This is a genomic window from Humidisolicoccus flavus (assembly GCF_045689595.1).
Lineage (GTDB): Bacteria > Actinomycetota > Actinomycetes > Actinomycetales > Microbacteriaceae > Humidisolicoccus > Humidisolicoccus flavus.
Genome location: NZ_CP142724.1, coordinates 1,823,217 through 1,849,866 on the forward strand (window position 1 = coordinate 1,823,217; position 26,650 = coordinate 1,849,866).

General features: G+C 64.7%; 24 protein-coding genes. 14 read left to right on the forward strand and 10 right to left on the reverse strand.

What is annotated here, in order from left to right:
* Positions 1–28: 28 nt before the first annotated feature.
* Together U2H20_RS08805 and U2H20_RS08810 are read left to right on the forward strand one after the other, a co-directional pair.
* Positions 29–1,000, forward strand: a complete 972-nt coding sequence (locus U2H20_RS08805) for a carbohydrate ABC transporter permease (RefSeq protein WP_430591913.1) — start codon at positions 29–31, stop codon at positions 998–1,000.
* Positions 997–1,962 carry a carbohydrate ABC transporter permease gene (locus U2H20_RS08810; protein ID WP_430591914.1) on the forward strand — a complete coding sequence of 322 codons (966 nt, stop codon included), beginning with the start codon at positions 997–999 and terminating at the stop codon, positions 1,960–1,962. Before U2H20_RS08805 ends, U2H20_RS08810 begins: the two co-directional genes overlap by 4 nt.
* Before the next feature lie 69 nt (positions 1,963–2,031).
* Here the strand turns inward: U2H20_RS08810 and U2H20_RS08815 are convergent, their stop codons facing one another.
* The gene (locus U2H20_RS08815; RefSeq protein ID WP_430591915.1) at positions 2,032–3,048 is read right to left on the reverse strand and encodes an NAD(P)H-binding protein; all 1,017 of its coding nucleotides are present in this window, start codon (positions 3,046–3,048) and stop codon (positions 2,032–2,034) included.
* A 26-nt stretch (positions 3,049–3,074) separates the two neighbouring features.
* Between U2H20_RS08815 and U2H20_RS08820 the strand changes: the two genes are divergently transcribed.
* The gene (locus tag U2H20_RS08820; RefSeq protein WP_430591916.1) at positions 3,075–3,728 is read left to right on the forward strand and encodes a CPBP family glutamic-type intramembrane protease; all 654 of its coding nucleotides are present in this window, start codon (positions 3,075–3,077) and stop codon (positions 3,726–3,728) included.
* Between the two features lie 59 nt (positions 3,729–3,787).
* Here U2H20_RS08820 and U2H20_RS08825 read toward each other — a convergent pair whose 3' ends face one another.
* A complete protein-coding gene (locus U2H20_RS08825; RefSeq protein ID WP_430591917.1) occupies positions 3,788–5,263 on the reverse strand; it encodes a glutamyl-tRNA reductase in 1,476 nt (491 codons plus the stop codon).
* A 107-nt stretch (positions 5,264–5,370) separates the two neighbouring features.
* Between U2H20_RS08825 and hemE the strand changes: the two genes are divergently transcribed.
* Genes hemE through U2H20_RS08855 form a run of 6 tightly spaced genes read left to right on the forward strand, consistent with a single transcriptional unit; the run spans position 5,371 to position 11,748 of the window.
* Entirely contained in the window at positions 5,371–6,486 is a 1,116-nt protein-coding gene (gene hemE / locus U2H20_RS08830) for a uroporphyrinogen decarboxylase (protein ID WP_430591918.1), read from the forward strand.
* Between the two features lies 1 nt (position 6,487).
* Entirely contained in the window at positions 6,488–8,089 is a 1,602-nt protein-coding gene (gene hemG, locus U2H20_RS08835) for a protoporphyrinogen oxidase (RefSeq protein ID WP_430591919.1), read from the forward strand.
* Positions 8,086–8,799: a hydrogen peroxide-dependent heme synthase gene (hemQ, locus tag U2H20_RS08840; RefSeq protein ID WP_430591920.1), complete on the forward strand. Its 714-nt coding sequence runs from the start codon at positions 8,086–8,088 to the stop codon at positions 8,797–8,799. Before hemG ends, hemQ begins: the two co-directional genes overlap by 4 nt.
* Positions 8,799–10,046, forward strand: a complete 1,248-nt coding sequence (locus tag U2H20_RS08845; protein ID WP_430591921.1) for a ferrochelatase — start codon at positions 8,799–8,801, stop codon at positions 10,044–10,046. The genes hemQ and U2H20_RS08845 overlap by 1 nt, the downstream gene beginning before the upstream one ends.
* The gene (hemC, locus tag U2H20_RS08850; protein ID WP_430591922.1) at positions 10,043–10,975 is read left to right on the forward strand and encodes a hydroxymethylbilane synthase; all 933 of its coding nucleotides are present in this window, start codon (positions 10,043–10,045) and stop codon (positions 10,973–10,975) included. The genes U2H20_RS08845 and hemC overlap by 4 nt, the downstream gene beginning before the upstream one ends.
* A gap of 38 nt (positions 10,976–11,013) precedes the next feature.
* Positions 11,014–11,748, forward strand: coding sequence for a uroporphyrinogen-III synthase (locus tag U2H20_RS08855; RefSeq protein WP_430591923.1), 735 nt, complete (start codon positions 11,014–11,016; stop codon positions 11,746–11,748).
* A 39-nt stretch (positions 11,749–11,787) separates the two neighbouring features.
* On the opposite strand, the gene U2H20_RS08860 is transcribed toward U2H20_RS08855, so the two are convergent.
* From U2H20_RS08860 to U2H20_RS08880, 5 genes are all read right to left on the reverse strand, one after another.
* Positions 11,788–13,623: a glycerophosphodiester phosphodiesterase family protein gene (locus tag U2H20_RS08860; protein ID WP_430593624.1), complete on the reverse strand. Its 1,836-nt coding sequence runs from the start codon at positions 13,621–13,623 to the stop codon at positions 11,788–11,790.
* Between the two features lie 67 nt (positions 13,624–13,690).
* Complete coding sequence (locus U2H20_RS08865; RefSeq protein WP_430591924.1) at positions 13,691–14,152, reverse strand: SRPBCC family protein; 462 nt, start codon at positions 14,150–14,152, stop codon at positions 13,691–13,693.
* On the reverse strand, positions 14,149–15,633 hold the full coding sequence (locus tag U2H20_RS08870; protein ID WP_430591925.1) for a phytoene desaturase family protein: 1,485 nt from the start codon (positions 15,631–15,633) through the stop codon (positions 14,149–14,151). Before U2H20_RS08870 ends, U2H20_RS08865 begins: the two co-directional genes overlap by 4 nt.
* A gap of 155 nt (positions 15,634–15,788) precedes the next feature.
* Positions 15,789–16,424 carry a response regulator gene (locus tag U2H20_RS08875; protein WP_430591926.1) on the reverse strand — a complete coding sequence of 212 codons (636 nt, stop codon included), beginning with the start codon at positions 16,422–16,424 and terminating at the stop codon, positions 15,789–15,791.
* 30 nt (positions 16,425–16,454) lie between these two features.
* A complete protein-coding gene (locus U2H20_RS08880) occupies positions 16,455–17,642 on the reverse strand; it encodes a sensor histidine kinase (protein ID WP_430591927.1) in 1,188 nt (395 codons plus the stop codon).
* Positions 17,643–17,776: 134 nt separating this feature from the next.
* Between U2H20_RS08880 and U2H20_RS08885 the strand changes: the two genes are divergently transcribed.
* The 5 genes from U2H20_RS08885 (at position 17,777) to hemL (ending at position 23,685) form a co-directional block, all read left to right on the forward strand.
* Positions 17,777–18,568, forward strand: a complete 792-nt coding sequence (locus U2H20_RS08885; protein WP_430591928.1) for an ABC transporter ATP-binding protein — start codon at positions 17,777–17,779, stop codon at positions 18,566–18,568.
* Positions 18,565–20,688 carry an FtsX-like permease family protein gene (locus tag U2H20_RS08890; RefSeq protein WP_430591929.1) on the forward strand — a complete coding sequence of 708 codons (2,124 nt, stop codon included), beginning with the start codon at positions 18,565–18,567 and terminating at the stop codon, positions 20,686–20,688. The genes U2H20_RS08885 and U2H20_RS08890 overlap by 4 nt, the downstream gene beginning before the upstream one ends.
* Before the next feature lie 85 nt (positions 20,689–20,773).
* Positions 20,774–21,217, forward strand: a complete 444-nt coding sequence (locus U2H20_RS08895) for a hypothetical protein (protein WP_430591930.1) — start codon at positions 20,774–20,776, stop codon at positions 21,215–21,217.
* Between the two features lie 73 nt (positions 21,218–21,290).
* Entirely contained in the window at positions 21,291–22,304 is a 1,014-nt protein-coding gene (gene hemB / locus U2H20_RS08900; RefSeq protein ID WP_430591931.1) for a porphobilinogen synthase, read from the forward strand.
* Between the two features lie 76 nt (positions 22,305–22,380).
* Positions 22,381–23,685 carry a glutamate-1-semialdehyde 2,1-aminomutase gene (gene hemL / locus U2H20_RS08905; protein ID WP_430591932.1) on the forward strand — a complete coding sequence of 435 codons (1,305 nt, stop codon included), beginning with the start codon at positions 22,381–22,383 and terminating at the stop codon, positions 23,683–23,685.
* Positions 23,686–23,758: 73 nt separating this feature from the next.
* Here hemL and nucS read toward each other — a convergent pair whose 3' ends face one another.
* The 3 genes from nucS to U2H20_RS08920 all read right to left on the reverse strand — a co-directional run bounded on the left by nucS (position 23,759) and on the right by U2H20_RS08920 (position 26,087).
* Positions 23,759–24,454, reverse strand: a complete 696-nt coding sequence (nucS, locus tag U2H20_RS08910; RefSeq protein WP_430591933.1) for an endonuclease NucS — start codon at positions 24,452–24,454, stop codon at positions 23,759–23,761.
* Between the two features lie 278 nt (positions 24,455–24,732).
* Entirely contained in the window at positions 24,733–25,716 is a 984-nt protein-coding gene (locus U2H20_RS08915; protein ID WP_430591934.1) for an MATE family efflux transporter, read from the reverse strand.
* Complete coding sequence (locus U2H20_RS08920; protein ID WP_430591935.1) at positions 25,692–26,087, reverse strand: MATE family efflux transporter; 396 nt, start codon at positions 26,085–26,087, stop codon at positions 25,692–25,694. Before U2H20_RS08920 ends, U2H20_RS08915 begins: the two co-directional genes overlap by 25 nt.
* Positions 26,088–26,650 lie beyond the last annotated feature (563 nt).

Genomic DNA, 26,650 nt, shown 5'->3' on the forward strand with positions numbered 1-26,650 from the left:
AATATGAGTACTTCACGAAAGAGGCTTCATGACTACGGCTGATCTGCTTGGCAAGCTGCTCCAATTCGGAGCCGGCATTGCAATCTTTTTTGCAGTCTTCGGACTGCTCCTGTTCTTCATCGACAAAGCACCAAAGCGCGGCAAGGACCGTTTGCAGTTGGTGCTTTTTCTTGCACCCGCCGTCCTGCTGCTCGGGATCGGCCTGGTGTACCCCGCACTTCGCACGACGATGCTCGCGTTCACGAACGCTTCGGGTGAATTCAACGCACTCGATAACTTCGTGTGGATGTTCACAGAACCCTCAGCGTTGACGGTTCTGCGCAACACCGTGATCTGGGTCGTCCTTGTGCCGCTCCTCTCGACCTCGATCGGTCTCGCCTACGCCGTCTTCATTGACAAGAGCCGCGGCGAAAAGATCTACAAGATGCTCGTCTTCCTCCCCATGTCGATCTCCTTCGTCGGCGCCGGCATCATCTGGAAGTTCGTCTACGCGTACCGCCCAGAGGGCCAGTCGCAGTACGGCATCTTGAACCAGATCATCGTCGCCTTCGGCGGTGAACCGCAGCAGATTCTGCAGAACGCCCCGTGGAACACGCTCGCACTCATCGTCGTCATGGTCTGGATCCAGACCGGTTTCGCGATGATCGTGCTCTCCGCCGCGATCAAGGGCATCTCGGCCGATCAGCTCGAAGCGGCTTCGCTCGATGGCGCAAACCCGTGGCAGCGCTTCTGGAACATCACGGTTCCCGGAATCCGCGGAGCCCTGGTCGTGGTGGTCACCACCATCTCCATTGCAACCCTGAAGGTCTTCGACATCGTCCGCACCATGACGGCCGGTCTCTTCGACACCTCGGTGGTTGCAAACGAAATGTATACGCAAGCGTTCCGTCAGGGTGACCCGGGCAAGGGTGCGGCGCTCGCACTCATCCTGTTCATCCTGGTCTTGCCGATCGTGGCGTACAACGTCCGAGTGATGCGGAAGCAGAAGGAGATCCGATGACCGTCCCAGCTCCCATCGCAGACGTCAATGTCGACAAGGCTCTGAGCTCGAAGTCGAAGACGACGCGAGTCAAGAAGCGGCTCACCAACCCGATCGCAACCGTGGTCGCGCTCGTCATCGCAGTGCTCTGGACGATCCCGACCTTCGGTCTGCTCGTCTCCTCGTTCCGCCCGCCAGATCTCATTCGCACCACCGGATGGTGGACGATCTTCGAGAACTGGGGATTCACGGTCGAGAACTACGCGGAGGTGCTCTTCTCGAGTTCCTCCTCCTCGCCGCAGCTCGGTGAGTACTTCCTGAACTCGCTCTTCATCGCGATCCCGGCAACGCTGTTCCCGCTCGTGATCGCATCGATGGCCGCATACGCCTTCGCGTGGATCAAGTTCAAGGGTTCCGGCGCGCTGTTTATCATCGTGTTCGCACTGCAGATCGTGCCGCTCCAGATGGCGCTCATTCCGGTACTGCAGATGTTCGTTCGGTTCATCCAGCCGATGCAGCGAGCGATCAGCGACGTAATCCCGATCATCCCCGACCAGCAGTATCTGACGGTCTGGATCGCGCACACGATCTTCGCGCTCCCGCTCGCGATCTTCCTCCTGCACAACTTCATCTCCGAAATTCCCGGTGAAGTAATTGAGGCAGCTCGCGTCGATGGCGCAGGTCACGGGCAGATCTTCTTCCGGATCGTGCTCCCGCTCGCAATGCCGGCAATCGCGTCCTTCGCGATCTTCCAGTTCCTGTGGGTGTGGAACGACCTTCTCGTCGCTCTGGTGTTCTCCTCTGGAACCCCCGAGACCGCGCCGCTCACACAGCGTCTGGCAGAACTCGCAGGTAGCCGCGGCGAGAACTGGCCGCGACTGACCGCGGGTGCGTTCATCTCCCTGCTCGTCCCGCTCGCGGTGTTCTTCGGACTCCAGCGCTTCTTCGTGCGAGGCCTCCTCGCCGGAAGTGCGAAGGGCTAGAGCCCAGAGCGCGCAGCAGCGCACATGCAGAAAGCCCCCGGGAAACCGGGGGCTTTCTGCATGTGCGGACTACTCGGAGGCGTGCTTGCCGGGGTTCGGGATCCGCTGCGCAGCAACGGCCCACTCCGGGTCTCCGGGGAGCCGTCGCATCGGATCGACCTGCTCGGCGTCCGCGGTGTCGTCTGTCGGCACGAGCGAGCGTTCGAGGCCCTCGTCGAGGCCTACCGGAGTGTGCGCGCCGCCGAGCAGTACGTCCAACCAGCGCTGGTCACGAGCGATCATGTCCTCTTGCAGGCTTTCCACGAGCGACTGCACGGTCGACGAGGGAACGTCAGCGATCATCGAGGCGACCTTCGCGACGAACTTCTCGGGAAGCAAGGTCGTGCCCAGCTGCGGCCTCGTCACCCCCGCGATCTTTGCAAAGCGCTCGATCAGTTCTGGATACTCGAGCACCTCACCACCGCCGATGTCGAAGTGCTGCGTCTTGCTCTCGATCGTCACGGCGGCCTCGATCGCTGCGCACAGATCGACGATCGCGATGGGTTCGACTTTCGAGCGCATCCAGTCGGGAACGACGGTCACGGGAAGTCGCTCGGTGAGTTGGCCCATGAGCTCGAAGCTGGTCGAACTCGCGCCGATCACGAGCGCGGCGCGCAGGGTGATGACGCTCGCACTCGACTTGGAGAGGATCTCCTCGACTTCGAGGCGTGAGGTGAGGTGTTCAGAGAGTTTGTCGTGACCGACCGGGGGAATGATCCCCGAAACGTAGACGACGCGGGGGATCGAGTGTGCGTCGATTGCCGTCTGGACGTGGCGCGCCGCTTTCTTGTCGTTCTCACGGAAGTCGTCGCCGCCCATGCCGTGCACGAGGTACAGCAGCGCGTCGAATGAGCCATCGATGCCGGCTGCGACCGAGGCCTCGTCGAGCACATCGAGTTGCAGACGCTCAACGCGATCCGACCACCAGAACTTGTCGAGCGCCTCGGGGTTTCTGGCGCCAGCGACGATCGTGTGGCCGCCAGCGAGCAGGACTGGAATCACGCGGCTACCGATGTAACCCGTTGCGCCGATGACGAGGATTCGCACGACAGCTCCTTCATTAGGCTGAGGTGGTGACCTCAGAACTCGCACCGCCGCAATCGCGTCCGTGGTGGGCAATTGCAACTGCCCTTACGACGATGGTTGCCGGTGTGCTCGTTCTCCGCAAGGCCTTCGAGAACGACGGCGAGTCGACTGCGGTCTCGGCATGGGGTCTGGCGCTCGCTGGGGTCTGGATTCTCGGCGGAATCGCGCTCGCGCTCCTCCTTCGAACCGACCGCAGAATCGCTCGGCCACGCCACGGCAGGGCAGTGGCCGAGACGCTCGTGATCGGCGCCGTTGTTTCTGTCGGTTCCTTTGTCGGCGGATGGATTCTGCTGCAGATTCCGGCCACTGAAAGCTTTGTGCAAGATGCGGTTCAGGCGACCGGAGATTCTCCGGAGCTCGTGCTGCTTGCGGCACTCATTGCCGGCGCCGCCGAAGAGGTTTTTTTCCGGATCGGGCTCTCGCGTCTCTTCACCAAGCACTGGCGATGGATCCTGCCGAACATCATCTACACGCTGGTCACCCTCGGCACAGGAAACCTCGCGCTCGTGGCGGTCGCCCCCGTGCTCGGCCTCGCGTCGTCGTTCGGCCTCGCGCGCACGGGCCGTTGGTACACCCCGATCGGAATTCACGCGATGTGGTCGCTCGTGATGGTCGGGTTGTTCGCGAACCTGATGGCGTGACGCGCGAAGTTCACTGAGGTTCGGGGCACCAGGGCGCTGGGCCGAAATCGTGCAGGTGCTTAGGCGACGCTCGAAGTGTCGTCGTTGTCGTTGACCAGGCTCAGCCCCGGCAACGGTGCTTCGATACCGAACAGTGCGTCGAGTGCTGCCACGTAGGCTTCACTTCTGCCGCCGCGAGCGAGTTCGCGTGCGCGGGTCGTCGGCTTGTGCAGCAGGACGCCAGCGAAGTGGCGGAGCGCTGCCTCTGCAGCTTTCGCTTCGCTCTCGGAGCCACGCTTCTGCACTCGCGCGATCTCCGCTTCCATCGCCTCGGTGACGTGGTCTCGAAGTGCGCGAATCGCAGGGTTGAGTTCGTTCTCGGCGCTGACGCGAGCGAAGGTTCGCGCCGCCTTCTGGACGATCGCGCGAGCGTCGTCCGTGGCCGTCAAGTGCTCGATGGGTGCGTGGAGGCGGATCGTCTCCAGGTCGAGGAGTTCGACGCCCGGGACCGCGACCACATCTGGGTTGACGTTGCGGGGGAGGCCCATGTCGATGATGAGCTGACGGGCACGACCGTGTTCGACGGGGCAGGCGCCGTCGTGCGCGTGTTCGCCGAGCGAGGCATCGAGCGGGCACTGCTGTGCAGCGGCGGTCTCGTGGCCGACCGGGCACTCTGCTGCCGCATCGGTGGAGTACGAGTCGTGTGAGAACGGCATCGAGGGCAGGGCGTGCGTGCCTGCAAGTCGTGCCCGGCCTTCACGAAGCATCTCTGCCGTGATGACGTGCTCTTCGCTCGTTGTGCAGGTCAGGATCACGTCTGCGGTCGCTGCTGCGAGGACAGCGTCACGGCCGTCAACGTTCGCGATGCCGTGCTTTCTTGCGAAGTGCGAACCGCGCGCACTGGGCGACCAGACTTCGATGTTGGTCGCGCCGAGGTCGCGAACAGCGGCCAGGCTTGCTGCTGCAAAACGCCCGGTTCCAACGAGCAGGATCCGGGTCGAGGCCCAGTCGTTGACACGGTGGTTCGCAAGACCGAGCGCCAAACGGACGATCGAGCGCCCTGCTGCGCCGAGGCCGGTGCGGTTCTTGATCGCGCGCTGGGTTTCGCTCGCGCGCTGGAAGAGACGTTCGAGATCGGGGCTCGTCGTGGAGTCGTGCTGCGCCGAAGAGAGCGCTCGGCGGACCTGCCCTGCGATCTCGCCTTCGCCGACAACCACGGATTCGAGGCCAGCTGCGACGGAGAAGAGGTGCTCTGCAGCCTCGGTGCCGAGGCGGGGTTCGAGCACCTGAACGTGGTCATCGAGTTCTCGCATCGCACCGAACATCGCGTTGAACGCGGAGGAGACGATGGTGGAGTGCTCCTGCGTGTCGTCGCCGCTGGGCTCTTCGACATCGAGGTACGCCTCGAAGCGGTTGCAGGTGGAGAAGACGATGGCGCCAGAGACGTCGCGAGATTCCGCGAGACGGCGTTGCGTCTCTCGCGGGTCGACGGCTGCGAGCTGTTCGAGTACCGTGAAGTCGGCATTCTGGTGGCTCGCCGATAGGCAAATGAGCACGTTCTGAGTCTACAGAGGGTTCAGAAGCCCGCGTCGGGATTCCGCCGAGAGCATCCACCGGATGGAAACCAGCTCGCGAGCAACTCTCGTGATGGGACAATAAGGCAATGTCTTCCACGACGCCGTCGCACTTGACGCTTCCCTCGGACCATCCGCTCTCGACCTTTGCGGCACAGAGCGCTTTGATCCGTGCGTACCGCGGAGAGCGCGCTGCCACGCCGCCCGTGTGGTTCATGCGTCAGGCCGGCCGATCCTTGCCCGAGTACCGCGAGCTTCGTGTCGGAACGCAGATGCTCGATGCGTGCCTTGACCCTGCGCTCGCGAGCGAGATCACGCTGCAGCCCGTCCGCCGTCATGGCGTCGACGCCGGCATCTTCTTCAGCGACATCATGATCCCGCTCCGTCTTGCGGGCGTCGGCGTCGAGATTGAGCCGGGCGTCGGCCCCGTTATTGACAGCCCGGTCAACACTCCAGAGGCAGTGGAACGGCTGATCGAAACCGACCCCGCGGTGCTCGACACGACCCTTGATCCCATTCGCGAAGGGGTCGCGTTGACCGTCGCCGGACTGGCAGATCTCGGCCCGACGCCGCTGATCGGGTTTGCCGGAGCGCCGTTCACGCTCGCGGCGTACCTGGTCGGCGGTCGCCCCTCGAAGGATCACATGCAGGCTCGCCGGCTCATGCTCGCGCACCCGGAGAGCTGGGCGAAGCTCATGGAGTGGTGCGCGGACGTCACTGGCCGGTTCTTGCGCGCTCAGATCGAGTCGGGCGCCAGCGCAGCACAGCTCTTCGACTCGTGGGCGGGATCGCTGCCGAAGTCGCTCTATCTCGAACACGTGCGCCCGGCATCTGCGAAGGCGCTCGAGCATGTCCGTGACCTGCGCACCGTCGAGGGCGATTCGGTTCCGCTCGTGCATTTCGCCGTTGGCGCGGGTGAGCTCTACGACGTGATGAATCTCGATGTCGATGCGATCGGTGTCGACTGGCGAACCCCGATCGACGAGGCCTATGCACGCATGGGTTCGAACGTGACCGTGCAGGGCAACATCGACCCGGCGTACCTCGGTGCGCCGTGGGAGATCTTGCGTGCACAGATCGACGACATCATCGCCCGGGCTTCCGTGGCTCGCGCGCACGTGCTCAACCTCGGTCACGGTGTTCCACCAGAGACCGATCCGACAGTCCTGACTCGCATCGTCGAGTACGTCCATGGTGGCGAGTGACGTGACCGAGCAGACAGGGCCGCTTCGCGAACCTGATTCGAGCGGCGACTCGGTCGCCCGGACCGACGTCGTCGTCATCGGCGGCGGCATCGCGGGCCTCACGACCGCGCGCGACCTGGGAGCACGCGGGTATCGCGTGACGCTCCTCGAAGCCTCCGAGGCCGTCGGCGGCGTCGTGCAGGGGCACGAGATCGCGGGTCTCCAACTCGACCGAGGCGCGGAGTCCTTCGCTGTCCGCGGCGGCGGGGTCGCAGCGCTCTTGCACGATCTCGAGCTCGACGACGCGATCGTTCGGCCCGAGCGGCGACCGGCGTGGCTGCAATTGAAGGAACGAGCGGTACCGCTGCCGAAAGGCGGCCTCCTCGGAATTCCGACGACGCCGCTTGCGAAGGATGTCATCGCGGTGCTCGGCTGGGGTGGAGCGTTTCGCGCGTACGCCGACCGGCTGATCCCGATTGTGAAACTCGGCCGCGAAACTTCCCTCGGTGATCTCGTCCGACGCCGAATGGGTCAGCGCACGCTCGACCGGCTCGTTTCGCCCGTGGCGGGTGGGGTGTACTCGGCCTCCGCGCACGACCTCGACGTCGACGCGATCTCACCCGGACTCAACCCGGCGCTCACTCGCGCCGGTTCGCTCTCCGGTGCCGCGGCGCAGGTTCGAGCCTCGAGCGATCAGGCCGGCTCGGCTGTCCAGGGGCTGCACGGCGGTATGCACCGTCTCACTGCTGCGCTTCGTCGTGAACTCGAACGATTCCTGGTCGAGCTTCGCCTGCAGGAGCGTGCCACCGGGATCGCTGCAGAAGAGGAAGGATGGCGCGTCGAGACCGTCGCCGCTGACGGCACGAAGACGCGCATGCATGCACGCTCGCTCGTCATCGCGACTCCCGGAGAACAAGCGCGTGATCTGCTCGCACAACTACCCGAGACCGCTTCGGCCCTCGGTGAGCAGTGGGGCGAATCCCCGACGATCGAGCTCGTGACGCTGGTGGTTGATGCACCGGCCCTCGACGCGTTCCCGCGGGGAGCGGGCATGCTCGTTGCAGAGGACGCCGGCCGAAAAGCCAAAGCGCTCACGCATGCAACGGCCAAGTGGGAATGGCTTCGAGAGGCCGCCGCGGGCCGACATGTCGTGCGCGTCTCCTTCGGTCGTGCCGGTGCGCCGCCGGCAACCGCAACGCTTTCCGACGACGAGGCGATCGCACTCGCAAAATCCGAGGCCGAAATCATGCTCGGCGTACCGCTCGGCACCGTGATTGGCGCAAAGCGCGTCCGTTACGAACAGGCGCAACCTGCGGCGCAACTCGGAATTGCAGCGCAACGGGCGCGACTGCTCGACGCGATCACGCCCATCGAAACACTCGAAGTCGTGGGCGCCTGGGTCTCGGGCACCGGACTTGCGAGCGTGATCCCGCAGGCGCGTGCCGCCGCGAAACGTATTCGACGTGAGCACTTCGCCGTTCCCGGGCAAGGCTGGGTCGACGAAATGCTGCAAGCTGGCGAACCCGAAAACCCGGCCGCCACGGGCGAAGCCACAGGCGGCGAAGCGTCGCCCGCCCCACAGATGTTCAAGGAATCAGATCACGAGCAAGGAGACAAGCAGTGAGCACCACAACCGTTCCAAGTCACGAGGCTTCCGAAGCGAACCCCACCGGCTACACCCTGTGGACGGTACTGCGTCGATCTGCCACGACAGCGCGCGAATCCGTTCGCAGTGGCGCGATCCGAGGCGCACACCTGTCGCAGGCGATCGCGGGAGTCGAAGCCGAGGGTGTAACCGTCCGAGGCATCTACGACGTCAGCGGCATGCGCGCGGATGCCGACGTCATGCTCTGGATCCATGGAGATGTTCCCGAGCAGCTGCAGGCTGCGATGCGAAGTCTTCGCCGTTCGCGTGAACTCGCCCCGCTCAAGCAAACCTGGAGTTCCATGGGTGTGCACCGCGAGGCAGAGTTCAACAAGCGCCATGTTCCTGGCTTCCTGCGTGGCATCGAGCCGCGCCAGTGGCTCACCGTTTACCCCTTCGTCCGCTCCTACGACTGGTACATCCTCCCCGAGGAAGACCGTTCGCGAATGCTCATCGAGCACGGAAGGAAGGGCGCCGCGTACACGAGCGTCATCGCGAACACGGTCAGCGCGTTTGCGCTCGGTGACTACGAGTGGATTCTGCCGCTCGAAGCGGACGATCTGGTCGATCTCGTCGATGTCATGCGTGCGCTGCGCGCGACTGATGCAAGGATGCACGTACGCGAAGAAGTTCCGTTTTTCACTGGTCGACGCATCAGCGTTGAAGAACTGCAGGAGGTGCTCGCCTGATGGGAGCAACAAACATTGGTTCACAGGGAGCAGGAGAAGAGAACACTCCGGTTCGCGGCTCGAAGCCGGTTTCGGCTGAGTCGGTCTTCATCGCCGATGGCGCCGTGGTCGCAGGAGCGACCTGCGCCTCGCAGCAGGGACCGGAGTGGGTGAGCGAACCGACCAACTACGACGCCATCCTGCTGGCCGGCTTCGGTGGTCCAGAAGGTCAAGACGACGTCATTCCGTTCCTGCGGAACGTGACGCGCGGCCGCGGGATCCCGGACGAGCGCCTCGAAGAGGTCGCGCACCACTACCGCCACTTCGGCGGAGTGAGCCCGATCAACAACCAGAACCGCGAGTTGAAGGCAGCGCTCGAAGCCCGACTCGCCGAGCGCGGCATCGACCTGCCCGTGCTGTGGGGAAACCGCAACTGGGACCCGTACCTCAACGACGCGCTGACCGAGGCGAAGGAGCGAGGCTTCACGAAGCTCATCGCGATCGCAACGAGCGCGTACTCCTCGTACTCCTCGTGCCGTCAGTACCGCGAAGACTTCGCGGATGCGCTCTTCGACACCGGCCTCGGCGGAGAGATCCAGATCGACAAGGTCCGCAGCTTCTACAACCACCCAGGGTTCGTGCAGCCCTTCCTCGACGGTGTCCGTGCTGCGGTTGCAGAGTCCCAGGAGGCCGGGTTCGCACCCGAGGAAGTCGAGTTGCTGTTCGCGACGCACAGCATCCCGACCGACGATGCGGTTCGCAGCGGGAACCGCGAAACCGACTTCGGCCCGCACGGCGCTTACGAGAAGCAACACCTTGAGGTCTCTGAACTCGTCGCGAACGAGGCAGCGCCCGGGTACCCCTGGAAACTCGTCTACCAGTCACGCTCCGGCCCACCGACGCAGCCGTGGCTCGAACCCGACATCAACGATGTGATCGAGGACATCGGCGAGACGCGCAAGGCGATCATCGTCGTGCCGATCGGGTTCGTGAGCGACCACATGGAGGTCATGTGGGACCTCGATGAGGAAGCGAAGGAGAGCGCCGAGGAGCAGAACCTTTGGTTCCGTCGCGTTGCCACCCCCGGCAGCGATCCGGCATACGTTGAAGGTCTCATCGATCTCGTCCTGGAGCGCGTCAACGGCACCCCCGTCGAGCAGCGTCCGGCGCTCACGAAACTCGGCGTCGACTATGACGTCTGCCGCCCAGGGTGCTGCGAGAACCCGCGTCTCGGGTTCCGCCCGGCCCTGGCAGGAATCGCACCATGACCCTCAAGGTAGGAACCCGCGGATCGAAGCTCGCGGTCACGCAGACCGGCCACGTGGTGGCCAAGATGCGGGGCGAGACCGAGATCGTCACGATCACAACGCAGGGAGACACCGACCGCAGCAGTCTCGCGTCGATCGGCGGTGCCGGGGTCTTCGTCTCGGCCCTCCGGGAGGCCCTGCTCGCTGGTGAGGTCGACGTGATCGTGCACTCGCTGAAGGACCTCCCGACGGCCGATTTCGAGGGCATCGAACTCGTTGCGGTGACGAAGCGTGAAGACGCCCGCGATGTGCTCTGCGCTCGTGACGGCCTCACGTCCAACGCGCTGCCCGAGGGAGCGAAGGTCGGAACAGGTTCTCCGCGACGCGCCGCGCAATTGCGTGAACAGGTGCCGCAGGTGGAGGTTGTCGATATTCGCGGCAACATCGAGACCCGCCTTGCGCGGGTGTTCGGTGAGGACGCGGATCTCGACGCGGTCGTGCTCGCCGCCGCGGGCCTTTCCCGGCTCGAGAACACGGGCCACATGAGCGAGCATTTCGAGCTCTCACGGGTGCCGACGGCTCCCGGTCAGGGAGCGCTCGCCATCGAAGTCCGCTCCGGCGATGAAGCAGCGAAGAAAGCGGTTCGAGCGCTCGATCACGCGATCACGCGCGCAGCCGTGACAGCCGAGCGGCGAGTGCTCGCAGGACTCGAGGCCGGCTGTTCAGCCCCGCTTGGCGCAACGGCAATCGTCGACGACGGCATGCTGTTCCTGACCGCCACCGCGTATGCGCTCGACGGCTCGCACAGTGTGACGGCCTCACACGCGGCAACGCTCGATGACCTCTCGCCTGCATCGCTGCAGGAAGCGGCGATCGATGTCGCTGACCGCGCGGTTGCCGAACTCTTCGAAGGCGGAGCGAAAGAGCTCATTACGGAAGCAGCACGATGAGAGTCCTCGTACCGCGAAATGGTGAATGGGGCGATCGCGTGAGCGAACTGCTCGTCGAGGCAGGCCACGAACCGCATGTGGTGCCCCTCATCACGATCGCGCCCGCCGAAGATCAGTTCGCCCTGGAACATGCGATGCGCATGCTCACCGACGGCAAATTCGATTGGCTCGTGGTGACCTCGCAGGCAACCGTTCGGTACCTGCCGCGAGTTCCCGTGACCACGAACGTCGCGGCCGTCGGGAACGTGACCGCCGCAGCGCTTCGCGAGCAGGGCATCCCGGTTGCCTTCGTGCCCTCACAGCAATCCGCCGCGGGCCTCGTCGACGAGTGGCCGATCCCGGGCGGCATGGTCTGCTGGCCGCATTCGGCGGACGCCAAACCGACGATCCGTGATGGCCTGACCGAGCGAGGAATGACGGTGCGCGATGTCGTCGCGTACCGTGCCGTCCCGCTCTCCGACAGCCTGCAACTCGGCAACGACGATGTCGACCCGAGCGCGCCCGCGGCTGCGCACGACGACGAACAGCTCACCGACATGGAGCCGCTCGATACCCCCGTCGATGCGGTGCTGATCACGAGCGGTTCGGTTGCGAAAGAGGTCGCGAAACTCGCCTTGCCCGAGCACACGATCTTCATTGCGATCGGCGATCAAACCGCGCTCGACTGTGAGCGCACGGGCCTCAAGGTCACCGAGATTGCGAAGACGCCGACACCACAGGGACTCGTCGACGCACTCCAGCGCACGATTCACGCGGGAGCCACATCGGCCTGATCGGGGTGCGACCCCCGGCCCGGAGCCGTGCGCTCAGCGCTAGAACAGCGTGAACTGGTTCGTCACGCTCGCGAGATACCGACTGACGGGGTTCGTCACGGTGTTGTGCAACTCTCGGATCGTGATCGCCTGAGGCACCTGATCCGTGATGATCCCGTCGACTCCGGATGCCACGTAAGTTCGAAGCAGCTCGCTGTCGTTGATGGTCCAGATGAAGAGCCGTGTGCCGTTCGATCTCAGGCTCGCGAGCATTTCGTCAGAGTAGGACCAGTCCTCGATCGCGACGATGTCTGCCGAGGTATTCGGGGCGTTTCCGATTTGGAATCCCGTGACGAGCGCGACATCTCGGTCTGGATCCGCGATCGCAATTGCATCGACCACGTCGACGTCGAGTGACTGGATCATGTGGGTGCGATCTGGATCGAGACGCTCCATTTCCGCAACCACTCGCGCCGCAAAGTCGGGGGCCTCGTTGCCGTGCGGTTTCACCTCGACGAGCAACTGCATGCCGAGCTCGTCGGCCACGGCGAGATACGCCTGCAGTGTCGGAATCGTTCCGCTGAAATCTCCCTGACTGACCGTCATGGCTGCGAGTTCTGCCTGTTCGAGTTCGAACACGGATCGAGAGTCGCCAGCGAGCCGCTGCAGGTTGACATCGTGAATCACGACGAACTCCTGGTCTGCGGTTTCCTGGATGTCCATTTCGACGACGTCGGCTCCAGCCTCCGCGGCGGCCTCCATCGCCTCGATCGTGTTCTCCACACCCCCTCCGGTGTACCCGCGGTGCGCAACGACGATTGGGCCGTCGGCTGGCACCGTCGCGGTGATCGTTGCAAAGGCGATCGGCGGGATCGCGAGAAACGCGAACATCGCGAGCACAGCGGTCGTCGTGGATCGCGTGAGGCGGTCGCGCGCAGCTGGCCCGGAGCGGAGCACTCGGGCCGGGGCGGAGGCGTGCGAGCTGCGTCGGAGCGCGACAAAGAAGAAGGCGAGGAAGGCTGCAGCCGCGCCGAGCAGCACAAACCGAACGATCACGAGTAGCGCGAGAGTACTGCCCGCGACAGAATCACCCGCGGTGCCGCTCGTGGCGAGGGCGACCGGAAGTGTGCCGATCAGTGCAGCCAGAATGAACGCGAGCGTGGCGGTTCCGGCAACAGAGAGCATGACGACCGCGATCGGCAATTGCAAGGGACTCGTCAGCCTGAGGCTTGCTCGCATCGAGCGCAGGACCGTCGGTCGGGCCACTGGTTGGCTGTGCTCGTTCCCAGCAGCGGTCTGCAGCGGTCCATCGGTCAGTGCCGCGAACGTACCCGCCAGCCGGAAGCCGAGGTAGATGAACGCGAGAATCACGAGCGTGTAGCCGGTCGCCCCGGCGGTCGTTTTCGTGAGTTCGCCGCTGATGAAGCGCGGAATCGCAATGTGGTGGGTGAGCGCTGATCCGACCCCGACATGAGAGAGCGGAACGAGCAGGAGTGCGTACCCGGCAAACAGGACCGCCTGCCAACTCAGCAGGCTCCGACACAACCGCAACAATCCGCGCAGCAGGTTCGCGGCAGAGGCGGGCTGCCCGCTGAACCCTAAATGAGCGACGACGGAGAACATGCCGATCTGGATAACGGCGAAGAAGGTCGCGAGGACCAGGATTCCCAGCAACGCGATGAGCGTCAGGGGGCTCGAGACGATTGCCGGGAGGCTTGCCTGGCTGAGCCCGTCGGCGCCGGCCGAGCGCAACGCGGCTTGGAACGCGGTGAGCAGCAATGGCAGTACGACCCAGGCGTAGAATCCTTGAGCCGCGATCGAGACGACGATCACGACGAGCAGCCGCTTTCGAAGCAGCCGAAGTGCGGCGACGGCGGCGTCCCAGACGATCCGCATCGATCCCACCGCTTGCCTTGCGGTTAGGCCTCTCGACTTCATTGTCCGAGACTACTTGTAACGGGGGCTAATTCGGGTTCGAGGAACTCGGATCACGGCGTCCTTCAGCGAGGTACGCGAGTCGCTGGAGCATTTCGCGATTGCGCATCTTCATTGCTGGACTGATGAGCAAGTCTGGGACGAGTGCCCCAGGGCCGTCGGTCGGCTCTTCGAAGATGCGCACGACACATTCGCCGTCGCCTCGGGGCTGCGCTTCGAGCACGATGCGGGCTTCACCGATCGGCCAGCCTTTCGCCTGCAACACCATGCGCTTCGGCGGGTCCCACTCGATCACGGTCGTGACATCGTTGATCAGCAGCGGCCAGAGTCCGACCGAGTGGTGGAGGGTTGCGCCGACGTTCGGCCACTCGGCAGCAACATCGCGCATACGAGAAGCGCCGACGACCCAGCCCGCATACAGCCAGCCGTCTGCAAGCACTGCGAAGACATCATCGATGGAAGCATTGACTCTGCGGGTGACCGTACTCATGAGTGCTCGATTCTTGTTCGTTGATGTGCTGATGGTCGAAGGCTCGGCATGGTCCTGATGCCGAATTCGTGGCGGAGGGCGCTGCGGGCGGCGTACGCACCGGCGAGGCCGTGGACGCCTGGACCGGGCGGTGTCGAGGCGGACGCAAGGTAGATTCCGCGTGCCGGCGTGCGCCAAGGATCGAATGACAGGGTCGGGCGAGCGATGAGTTGCCGGAGGCTCGCGGCCCCAGAGGCGATGTCGCCGCCGACGTAGTTCGGGTTGTACTCCTCCATCTCCGCGGCGTTCATTGCCGAGGAGGCGAGGATCGTGTCGCGGAATCCTGGTGCGAATCGCTCGATCATCTTCGTGACCATCTCGGTCGGGTCGACGGTCGAGCCGCGGGGCACGTGCGCGTACGCCCAAAGCGTGTGCTGGCCCTCTGGTGCCCTCGACGCATCAAGGCTCGAAGGCTGCGCGACGAGAACGTAGGGTTCGTCCGGGTGCACGCCGGAGGCCACGAGCGATTCGGCGCGCGCGATTTCCGCGCGCGTGCCGCCGAGGTGCACGGTGCCCGCGTCGACGAGTTCGGGGACGTCCCAGGGCACTGGCGCAGACAGCGCGAAATCGACTTTTGCAGCGCCGTCGCCGTAGCGGAATTGCGAGAGTCGGTGCGCGTAGGAGTTGGAGAACCGATCGCCCACGATCGTCCGCAGGGCGTGCGGTCCGACGTCGAAGATCATTGCGCGGGCATTCGGGAGCTCGCGAATGTGCTCGATTCGCCGCTCGGTCTCGATTGTGCCGCCGTGTTCGCGGATGTCGTCGATCATGGCATCGGCGATCGCTTGGCTGCCGCCTCGCGGGACCGGCCATCCTCCTGCGTGCCCGTGGGCAGCGAGTGTCAATCCGGCAGCGGCGGCGACGAAGTCGGGGAGCGGATGCATCGTGTGCGCCGCGACTCCCGTGAGCAGCGCGGGCGCCTCGTCGTTCATGAAGCGCGCGTTCCACGTTGGAAGCCCCTGCTCGAGCGCGCGCAGTCCGAAGCGGGCCATCGTCACCGGGTGACGGGGAACCCGAAGCAAGGAGGAGCCGGTGATCCGCGCGACGTGGTCGGCGTGATCCACGAGTGGCTTCATGAGTGAGCGCCAGGCCGGACCGTCTTCACGAAGCCCGTCGACGGTTCGTTCGAGATCGAGGTAGGCGATTCCGGCACGCTGGTTGTCGAGCGGATGCGCGTAGGAGATTTCGGGCACGATCATCGGTACGCGCTCAGCGAGCCCGAACGACCGGAAGAATCCCGAGGCGAGTGCCATCGGATGCACCGCGGAGCAGATGTCGTGACGGAAGCCGGGGAGGGTGCGTTCGGCGGTGCGGAGGCCTCCGCCGGCTCGATCAGCCTGCTCGTAGACCGTCACCGCGAGGCCGGCCCGTGCGAGTGTGACGGCGGCCGCGAGACCGTTGGGGCCGGAACCGACGACGACTGCGTCTGCGTATTCGCTCATGAACGCACGTCCACGCGCAGTCGAAGTCTTGGGTGGGGCTGTGGTTCGAGCGTCTGCCGCATGTGCGACCCCTTCGTCGAAAGTTCGTCGATGGTCAATCTCCAGCCTAGTTGCTGCGATCTCTGCCCGCTCCTGCCGCCCGCTTCAGCCGGCCCTTACTGTACGAGACCTGCGCGCCAGGCCCAGGCGGCGATCTCGACGCGGTTGCGAGCGCCGAGCTTCACGCTGATGTTCCTCGCGTGCGTTTTCACGGTGGAGAGTGAGACGAACAGGTCCGCTGCGATTTCCTCGTTCGTCCCGCCTCGCGCGATCGCTCCGGCGATTTCGAGTTCCCGCTCAGAGAGATCATGCTCTGGGGCGGCCTTCGATTGTTGACCTGCGAGCTCTCCGAGCAGTCGCACGGTGATCGAAGGGGAGACCAGGGCGTCGCCGTCTGCGGCCGCTCGGACCGCTTCAACCAGGAGTCGCGGGCCCGCATCTTTCAGGAGGAACCCGGAGGCGCCGGCCTGCAGCGCCGATCGCAGGTACTCGTCGGTGTCGAAGGAGGTGACGACGACCACCCGTGGTGCATTCGGTGTCGAGGTGATGAGCCGGGTCGCATCCAGACCGTTCATGCCGGGCATGCGAATATCCATGAGGACGACGTCGGGGCTGTGCTGCTCTGTCGCAGCCACCGCCGCTTCACCCGAGCCAGCGACGCCGACGACTTCGATGTCGCCTTCCGCTTCGAGCACCATGCGGAACCCAGCGCGAACCATCTCCTGGTCGTCTGCGAGTACCACCGAGATCATCGAGTTCCGCCAATCATTGCTGTACTCCGTTCATCGGGTCGCCGCCAAGGGGAGTGACACTCGTACGGCCCAGGTGCCCGGCTCGCCCGGGCCGGCTTCGAAGGTGCCGCCGAGTGCGTGCACGCGCTCCGCCATTCCCGTGATGCCGAATCCTCGCGACCCCGAATCGATCGATCGCGAGCGGACTTGATCGTTGTGCACTTCGATCGTGAGCGCAGCATCGACCACGCGCACGGCGATCCGGGTGGACCCCTTGGGTGCGTGGCGACGTACGTTCGTCAGCGCTTCGCGGACGATTCGATAGGCAGACTCCGCAACGCCGGGGGGCATTCGGGTCTCTCCCACCTCGAACTGCAGGAAGGTGTGCGCGCCTTCCGGGTCGAATCGCTCGACGAGCGTTGGAATGTCGGCGAGTTCATACGGCACAGTGAGCGGCGCGTTCTCTTCGCTTTCGTCTCGGATGGCGCCGACCATTTTCCGCATCCCGGCGAGCGCTTCGCTTCCTGCGCTCTCGATGGCCTCGAACACTTCGGTGAGGCGCTCTGGATCTTTCCGAGCGACCACGATCGCAGCTTGCGCTTGCACCACGATTCCGGTGACCTGATGCGCGACGACGTCATGGAGTTCACGCGCGAGTTCCATTCGTTCTTCACGCCGAGCTGCTTCGACGGCGGATTCGCGCCGCATGGAAAAGTACCGGCTGACGACGCCCGCCGAAATCGCGCAGCCCCAGATGAGGATCGCCAGGAGGATGAGCGTCGCGTCGAGCCCGACCCGGAGCAGTACCGCTGCAAGGGCGACGAGCAGCGCGGCCGCACCGATGACGATCGCGATTCGTGGCGTGACGGTGCGGATCACGAAGGCCGTGATCACGAGCAGCGCAGCGGTCTCCGTGAGTGAGATCGAAGGGCTCCCGATCAATGCCGAGACAAGGGAGGCGAGCAGCGAAACTCCGAAGGCTGCTGAGGCGATGATGGTGCCCGGCACACTGTTCCGAGCGAGCATGAGCACGGCGATGACGATCGCGACGAGTGCGGTAGCGAATGCTCCGAGGAGCGCCTCATTTCCCGGCGTTACCGTGAGCTCTCGTGCCCCGATCTCGAAGTCGATGACCAACAGCCCCGCAAGGAGCAGAAACTCTGCGATTCGCAGCATCACACGCAGTCGCCCAGCGCCGGCACGGCGTGGTCGAGCCTCGGGTGTGGTGTCGGGTTGCACATGTTCATCCTATGAACGGCGGTGCGCCGAATCTCGGCCCAGAACGCGGAATCGTTCGAAAGAACGAGGGCGGAAACCGAGGACCGGTCACTTGGTCGAGGCGAGCAACGGGGCCCGCGAACGAGTCTTAATGCATGACTGCACAGCTTGGCGATGTTTCGCCCGAATCCTCACGTCCGACCGTTCCGCTCGCAGCCCGAGCGATCAACGTGGTGCGCGAATACGGCACCGGAACGAGCAGCGTCCGCGCGCTCGACGGGCTGAGCGTGGAGCTCCCGGCGAACCGCTTCACCGCGATCATGGGCGCCTCCGGTTCCGGAAAGTCGACCTTGCTGCACTGCCTGGCCGGGCTCGATCAGCCCACGAAGGGCCAGATCTTCCTCGGGGAGACTGAACTCGGAACGCTCGATGACCGCGCGCTCACGGCGACGCGGCGCGACCGGATCGGGTTCGTGTTCCAAGACGGCAACCTGCTCCCGCACCTCACCGCCGGCGAGAACATCGATCTCGGCGCATCACTGGCTGGGCGGCAGCCCGACCGCGAGTGGCGCTCGGAACTCGTCGATCGCCTCGGAATCTCCAATCGACTCCGTCACTTGCCTTCTGAGCTCTCTGGTGGACAGCGCCAGCGCGTCGCAGTGGCGCGTGCCCTGCTCGGCCGACCAGACCTCATCGTCGCGGATGAGCCGACCGGTGCCCTCGATAGCGCCTCCGGGAAGTCCTTGCTCGAACTGCTTCGCACCTGCGTTGACGATTTCGGGCAAACGGTCGTCATGGTGACCCACGATGCGACGGCCGCTGCGATCACCGACTCCGTCGTGCTCCTGAAGGACGGTCGATCTGCCGGAACGCTCAACGCGCCAACCCGCGCGAGCGTGCTCGAACGTGTCGGAAAACTCTCCGCACTCTCGGGAGCAGACGCATGATCGTGTATCGCACCGCGCTCCGCAGTGTGCAGCGCCGCCCCGGCCAAGCGCTGCTCACGGGCATCGCCATCGTTGCCGCCACCGCATTTGCGGCCATCGCCGTGCTGCTCGCGATGAACGCGCGTGTTGCACTCGTCGAATTCGGGATGTCGACGCCGCAGTCAGCAGATGCGGTCGTGCTGTTGGAGAACGACCTCGAATCCGCTGATGCCGCCGAACTCGCCGAGGCAATGCGGGCGCTGCCAGGCGCAAGCCAGGTGTCCGTCGACTATCTCGGTGATGTCGTCGTTGAGTTCGATGGCGTCGCAACGACCTGGAAACTCAGTAGCGACGCTGGAACCGGACCGCTCAGTGCGATCTCCGAGTTGGAGGCGGGAGCCGCGCCAGAACTCGGCGAAGTCGTCCTCGGTGCGAGCACCGCCGACCGCGTCGGTGCAAACGTCGGCGACACCCTCATGATCGAGGGCCGAGAATTCCTCGTCGCCGGGATCGGCTCGGTGCACGAATTCGGGATGGATGTCGCACTCATTCGCGAAGCAGACGCGGTCGCGCTCGGTGACCTGATGTTCCCGGCACAGATACTGATTCACGGTGCAGTCTCGCTCGATGAGGTTCGAGCGCTCGCGGGCGGCTCCACGGTGATCGGTGGCGAGGAACGTCGAGCCGAAGAGGCTCGCTCGGTGACCGACACGCTCGTCGGTGTCTTCGGCGCGCTCACTGTGTTCATCGGGCTCGCAGTCCTTGCAGCGATCGTGATCGTCAGCTCGACCTTCCGAATCCTGCTCGCGCGTCGGGCCTCCGAGCTCGCACTGTTGCGCTGCGTGGGAGCAACGAAGTCGCAGGTGAGTCGTTCCGTGCTCCTCGAAGCAGCGTGCATCGGGCTGCTCGGTGGCGTGATCGGCGCGGCACTCGGTCTCGGCGGTGCCGCTGCCCTCGTCGCCGTCGGCAGATCGGCCGGACTCCTGACGAACCCATTCATTTCCGCACCCGCAGCGCTCGTCGCTTGCGTTGCGCTCGCGGTGGTGTGCGCGATCGTCGCCGCGTACCCTGCAGCGCGCGCCGCCGGCAAAACGGCGCCGGTCGTTGCGCTCGGCGAGGCGAGTTCTACCGAGGCGCGGCCCTCCCGACTCGGCGCGCGACTCCTGGTGGCCGCTTCCCTGACGCTCACTGCGATCGTCGCCGGTGCCGCGGGTCTGAGCGTCGCCAGCACGGATGAATTCTTCGGTCTTGCGCTCGCGGCCCTCAGTGGAACGCTCGTCTTCATCGCGCTCGTCGTCGTCGGGCCGTTCCTGATCAAGGGCGCGGCGCTCGCCGTACGACCGCTGGTGTCGCCGTGGCTGTCCATGCGCTTGGCTGTTTCGAACGCGAAGCGCGCCTCGCGTCGGACCGCAGCAATGGCGACCGTGCTGACCCTCGGTGTTGGCATGACGGCCGCGCTCATCGTCGGAGTCGCAGGGGCGACCGAGGATTCGCGAGCAACGGTTGCGCAGAACTTTCCCTCAGAAGCGATCATTCCGATCTCGCTCGTCAACGATCCGGACGCCGTTGTCGACGCACTCGCAGCCCACCCCGACATCGAGGCGAGCATCGCCGGGGAGGACATCCTGGTCGACCCTGCTCCGGGCTCGAGCCCCGAGGCCCTCCGCACCGCTGTCATCGAATCGCTCGACGTGGGCACTCCCGTGTACTGGGCTGCGGATGTCCAGTCCGGGATCGAACAGACCATCATGATCGGCCAGATCGTCGGCGGCGCCATGATCGGTGTCACGGTGCTCGTCGCGTTGATCGGGGTGATGGTGACGCTCGCCCTTTCGGTTGCCGAGCGACGCCAAGAGATCGCGCTGCTGCGAGCACTCGGAGTGAGTAAGGCCGGTGCGCGGCGTTCGATTGCCGCGGAAGCCGCGCTCGCGTCGCTCGTCGGTGCGACGACGGGCCTCATCTTCGGCAGTGCCTATGGCCTGATCGCCCTCCACATCCTTGGCATGTCCTTCGGTCAGCCTCCGGTGCTGGCCCTCGTGCTGCTCTTCCTCGGAGTGGTCGCGGCCTCAGTAGTTGCGGCGGCGATCCCGATGCGCAGCGCGGGCCGAGTGCAACCGGCAATTGGGCTCACCGCGCGATGAGCGCGTGCCGAGCTCACTCCTTCGACGACATCGCTCGTGCTTTCGGTCGATGTGTCCTCTCTCAATGAAACGGTGGAATAGAACCATGAACGAACGATCAACCCTCAGGTCCCCGCGCACTCGAACCCTGATGGCAGGAGCTGCCACGATCGCCGCGGCATCCCTGCTCACGGGGTGCACGATGATGCAGGACGCATTCCAGTTCGGTGAGCGGGAGTTCACGTTCGCGACCGCGGAAGACGCGAACGGCTCGAGCGAATCGTTCCGCTTCCAGGGTTTCCTGCCCGATGACGCGAGCGACATTCGGCTGGTGGCTGAGCTCGACGGCCATGCGGCAGTCATGCGCTGGAACAGCCCGACCGTGTACGAGTCCGACCTCTGCACTGAGGTTTCCGAACTGGAAGCCCCGAAGATCGAAGCCGACTGGATGATCGAGACGCTTCCCGACGAGGGACTCGAATGCGGCCGGTGGACCATCATCCGTGATGGCGGCACGCAGTTCGCCTGGTCGAACGGGAAGGACGAGTAGCCGCGCTGCCCATCGGCGGCTGGTCACCGGAAGTCCCGGGCAGGCGTCGGAAGCGGCGAGTACGCTTGCAGACGTGAGTTCTCCGTCGCTTCCTCCCGTGCTCCGACCGCGTCGACTTCGCCAGAATCCAGTGGTGAGGCGCTTTGCGCAAGAGACGAGTGTCGCCCCGAACAACCTGGTCCTCCCGATGTTCCTCGCCGACGGCATCGACGCTCCGCGAGCGATCGCGAGCATGCCGGGTGTCGTGCAGCACACCATGGAATCCCTGATCGAAGCGGCGAGCGGAGCAGCAGATCGCGGTGTCGCCGGGGTCATGCTGTTCGGCGTTCCGCGCCCCGAGGACAAAGACGCGAGCGGTTCCCACGCGAGCGCACCCGATGGCATTCTGACCCGCGGTATCGCGGCGCTCGCCGAAGCGCTCGGTGACCGTATCTCGATTCAAGCCGACCTCTGTCTCGACGAGTTCACGGACCACGGCCACTGCGGCGTGCTCGACCCTTCGGGCGCGATCGACAACGATGCAACGCTCGAGCGCTACGAGGCGATGGCGATCACCCTCGCAGAGGCGGGTGCTGAGGTGCTCGGTCTCTCGGGAATGATGGACGGGCAGACCGGTTCGATCCGCTTCGCACTCGACGAGCGCGGCCTGACCGACGTGATCCTCTTGGCCTACTCTGCGAAGTACGCGAGCGCGTTCTACGGCCCGTTCCGCGACGCGGTCGGGTCCTCGCTCCAGGGTGATCGGCGCACCTACCAGCTCGACCCCGCGAATGCTCGGGAGGGCGTGCGCGAGGCAGAGCTCGATGTCGCCGAGGGTGCGGATATCGTCATGGTGAAGCCTGCGGGGCACTATCTCGACGTGCTGCAGACGATTCGGCAGGAGAGCCCGGTCCCAGTGTGGGCGTACCAGGTGAGCGGTGAGTACGCGATGATCGAAGCCGCTGCGGCACAGGGTTGGATCGATCGTGAGCGAGCGATCCTCGAGAGCGTCACTGCGATTCGCCGCGCTGGCGCCGATGTGGTGCTCACGTACTGGGCGAGCGAGATTGCCCAACTCTTGAACGACCAGACTCCTCGATCCCGCTGAGCGTCGATCTGGATGAGCGTTCCCAACACTTTCTGCCGCAACACAGTGGCACCATCACGACCACCGAGGAGTTTGCATGAGTAACGAGTCCCTGTTCGCACGAGCGAAGAACGCGATTCCGGGCGGCGTCAATTCGCCGGTTCGCGCCTTCGGTTCGGTCGGCGGAACTCCGCGCTTCCTCGTTGATGCCCGAGGCGCGTACGTCACCGATGTCGAGGGCAAAGAGTACGTCGATCTCGTCGCGTCATGGGGTCCGGCGATCCTCGGTCACGCGCATCCAGAAGTGATCACCGCGGTGCAGGAAGCGGCAGCGCACGGCTTGTCCTTCGGAGCATCCACTCCGAGCGAAACGCTCCTGGCCGAGACGGTGATCAACCGGGTCGCTCCCGTCGAGCGCCTGCGCCTCGTCTCCACGGGCACCGAGGCGACCATGACCGCCATTCGCCTCGCTCGCGGGTTCACGGGCCGCGACCTGCTCGTCAAGTTCGCCGGGCATTATCACGGCCACTCCGACGGGCTCCTCGTCGAGGCCGGCAGTGGTCTTGCGACGCTGGCGCTCCCGGGCTCCGCGGGAATCCCCGAGGCGATCGCCGCACAAACGATCGTCGTGCCGTACAACGACCGAGCGGCAATCACAGCGCTCTTCGCCGAGCGAGGTCAGGACATCGCCGCGATCATCGTCGAGGCGGCGCCAGCGAACATGGGCGTCGTTCCGCCGGAGCCGGGTTTCAACGCGTTTCTCGCGCAAACCGCACACGCAGCGGGTGCTCTCCTCATCAGCGACGAGGTCCTCACCGGATTCCGCGTGCACGAATCGGGCATGGTCGGGATCGAGCAGCCAGTCGGCGATGATGCGCCCGATCTGCTCACCTTCGGCAAGGTCATCGGTGGCGGCATGCCACTCGCGGCGCTCGGTGGTCGAGCCGTCGTCATGGACCAGCTCGCGCCCCTCGGCCCGGTGTATCAAGCGGGAACCTTGAGCGGAAACCCTGTCGCCGTTGCTGCGGGCTTGAAGACCCTGCAGCTCGCTGACGCAGCCGTCTATGCGCGGATGAACGAGGTCGCGGACGCTGTGATCGGCGGTCTCGAAGAATCCCTCACCGCGGCGGGTCTCGCGCACAGCATCCAGCGCGTCGGCACGCTGTTTTCACTGGTGTTCGGCCAGGAATCCGCGCCAAGGAACTTCGTCGACGTCTCTGCCCAAGACACGTGGCGGTATCGGGATTTCTTCCACAGCATGCTGGACAGTGGCGTCGCACTGCCGCCGAGCGTGTTCGAAGCCTGGTTCGTCACAGCCGCGCACGACGACGCCGCGGTCAATCGAATTCTCGAAGCATTGCCCGCTGCGGCTCGAGCCGCAGCAGCTGCTCGCCCGGCGTAGCTGCTCGCCCGGCGTAGCCCTCGGGTTCGACGAAGTGCCGCGCTGCCTGCGTGCAGTGCGGCAGGGTTCGCGTCTAGAACAGCCGGTTGCCGCCGTCGTCGATGCCGCGCATCGCGTCATAGTCGAGGATCAGGCACTTGATGCCTCGATCCTCGGCGAGCGTTCGCGCTTGCGGCTTGATTTCCTGCGCGGCGTAGACGCCTGAGACCGGGGCGATCCGCGGGTCGCGGTTCAAGAGTTCGAGGTAACGGGTCAACTGTTCGACACCATCGATCCCACCGATTCGCTTGATCTCCACTGCGACGCTTGCGCCGTCGGGTTCGCGCACGAGCAGATCGACCGGACCGATTGCCGTCGGGTATTCGCGGCGCCACAGTTCCACTCCTTCGCCGAGGAGCGTGACCTGCTCAGCCAGGAGCTGCTGCAGGTGCGCCTCGACGCCGTCCTTGATGAGACCCGGGTCGATGCCGAGTTCGTGGTGTGAGTCTTGGAACACCTCGTGAATCGATACGAGGAGCATGTCGTTCGTCTTCGCGTGCGCGACTTTCCAGAGCTTGGTGACGCCGGCATCGAGTTGGTCCTGATCTGGCTCCAGCTCGCTGAACGTGCAGGGTGCGCTCATCCAGTTGAGTGGCTTATAGCTTCCGCCGTCCGAGTGCACCAGAATCGAGCCGTCGGCCTTGAGCATGAGCACTCGTTTCGCCTTCGGCAGGTGTGCGCTGAGCCTGCCCGCGTAGTCGACGGAGCATTCAGCAACAACAAGTCTCATAGCGGTGTCCCAAGCGTGTGTGGTCGATTTCGTACTGCAGAGCAACGGGACCGGGCCGAATCACCCAATGCAAGCATGGTCGTCGGCAGTCACTTCGCATGCGCGAGCGCTCTGTATCGAGCATGGCATTTGCGGTCGGCTTGCGCGAGTCGAGCGCGCCGGGAGTCACGGATCCCGTGTTCGAGAGTTCGTCAGCTCGGGCGCTCGCGGCCGCTGCGGTCGGAAGCCCAGGGAGCTGCGGTCGGAAGCCCAGGGAGCTGCGATCCGAGGCTCAAATCTCAGCGACTGTGCCCAACGACGAGCCACCGGTCGGTACGGACCCTGAACCACAGCGTGCAAGCCCGAGCGAGCAGATATCCGAAGGCGAAGGCGCCCCAGATCGCGATCATCGCCTCGGAGCCTTCGAGCTGCGCCCACTCCGTGATCCAGAGCAGGGGCAGGTACACGAGGAGGTTGATGACCCCGACGATCGCGAGATAGCGGGCATCTCCGGAGCCGATCAGTACGCCATCGAGGACGCAGACGATCGCAAAGATCGGTTGCGCAAGCGCGAGCAGGATCAGCCCGGGCATCACGAGCGACTGCACGGCGCTGTCGCCCGTGAAGATCGCGCCGATCACACTCGAGGCCGCGACCAGGGGGATCGCAACGGCGATGCCGATCAGAATCCCCCATTGCAGCAGGCGGGTGTTGATCGCTCGTGCTTCGGCTGCGTCGTTCGCTCCGAGTGCTTTCCCGACCATTGCCTGGCCAGCGATCGCGAGTGCGTCGTGCGCGAATCCGAGTGTCGAGAAGATCGTGAACACGATCTGTGTGGCCGCTAGTACCTCGGTGCCTCGGTCTGTCGCCACGACAACTGTTGTCAGGAGCGCGATTCGGAGCGTGAGGGTTCGCAGGAACAGCCAGCCACCGCTTCCCGCAGCGAGGCGGACCCCGGCGAACCCCGGTCGCAGCGAAACTCCCTCGGCGCGCGCAGCCCGCACTGCAACGGCGATGAAGATCAACGCCATACCCCACTGCGCGATGACCGTGCCGATCGCGCTCCCGGCAACCCCGAGCCCGATTCCGTAGATGAGGAGGGCATTGAGCCCGGCGTTCGCGACGAAGCCGAGCCCTGAGACGAGCAGGGGGATCTTCGTGTTCTGGAGTCCGCGCAGCAAGCCGGTCGCAGCGAAGACGATGAGCATTCCCGGCATCCCGAGAATCGAGATTGAAAGGTAGGTCGCAGCGTGCTCCGTCACCGCCGCGGTTGCTCCGAACATCGCCACGATGTTCGGAGCGAGAAGAAGCTGGGCAGGAGGAGGGCGCCCACTGCCACGGCGAGCCAGATTCCGTCGATCCCTGCTCGGATCGCCCCGGGACGGTCACCGAAACCGAGTCGTCGAGCAACGATGGGTGTGGTGGCGTATGCCAGGAAGATCAGCAGCCCGACGACCGTGTGCAGGACTGCGGTGCCGATGCCGACGCCTGCGAGTTGTTCCGCCCCGAGTTGGCCGATCATCGCCGTGTCGACGAGCAGGAAGAGCGGCTCGGCGATGAGCGCGCCGAGCGCGGGGACCGCGAGGGTGAAGATGTCTCGGTCACGCTGGCCGAAGCGGAGTTTCGACGCGGGTCGAGGAGGAGACGTGTGCACAACTCGACTGTACTTTGCGCCAGACGACCACAATTTCCGCTCACTCATTTGTGACCCTTACAAATTCATCTCAGGGGACAATTCCTGGGTGAGCCAAGACAGCCTCGAGACTGGAATGGCCATCATGGTTGAATAAGGCGTTAGACGAGTACGTCGAGAAAGTATTACCAAATGCATTGTTGAATCGTTCGCATTCCGGTCGACGGCCGCGTTCTCAATGCAAAGCAAATTCAAAGTTGCGAGAAGTATCGTGTGTGAGCAATCTGAGAAATCATGTCGCGCAAGCTTTTGTCGATCCGCGTAAACGTTTGGATCGTCGCGTCGCTCGCTTCTTAGACTACGTCCGATTTCATACAACGAAAGGCGTTGAGAGATGGCGCCGCAACAGGTGAGCCCAGCGGATTCAGCCGAGGGAAATTTCGAAGCGATGCCTCTGCAGCGTTTCGACTTTCACGTGCGAACAGACACTCCGATCGCGATCGGGTCTCGGGTAGAGACCTTTCTCTCCCAATCAGGAGTGTCAATTGACTCCATGGACCCGAAGCGCGCGATGCGTTGTCGCT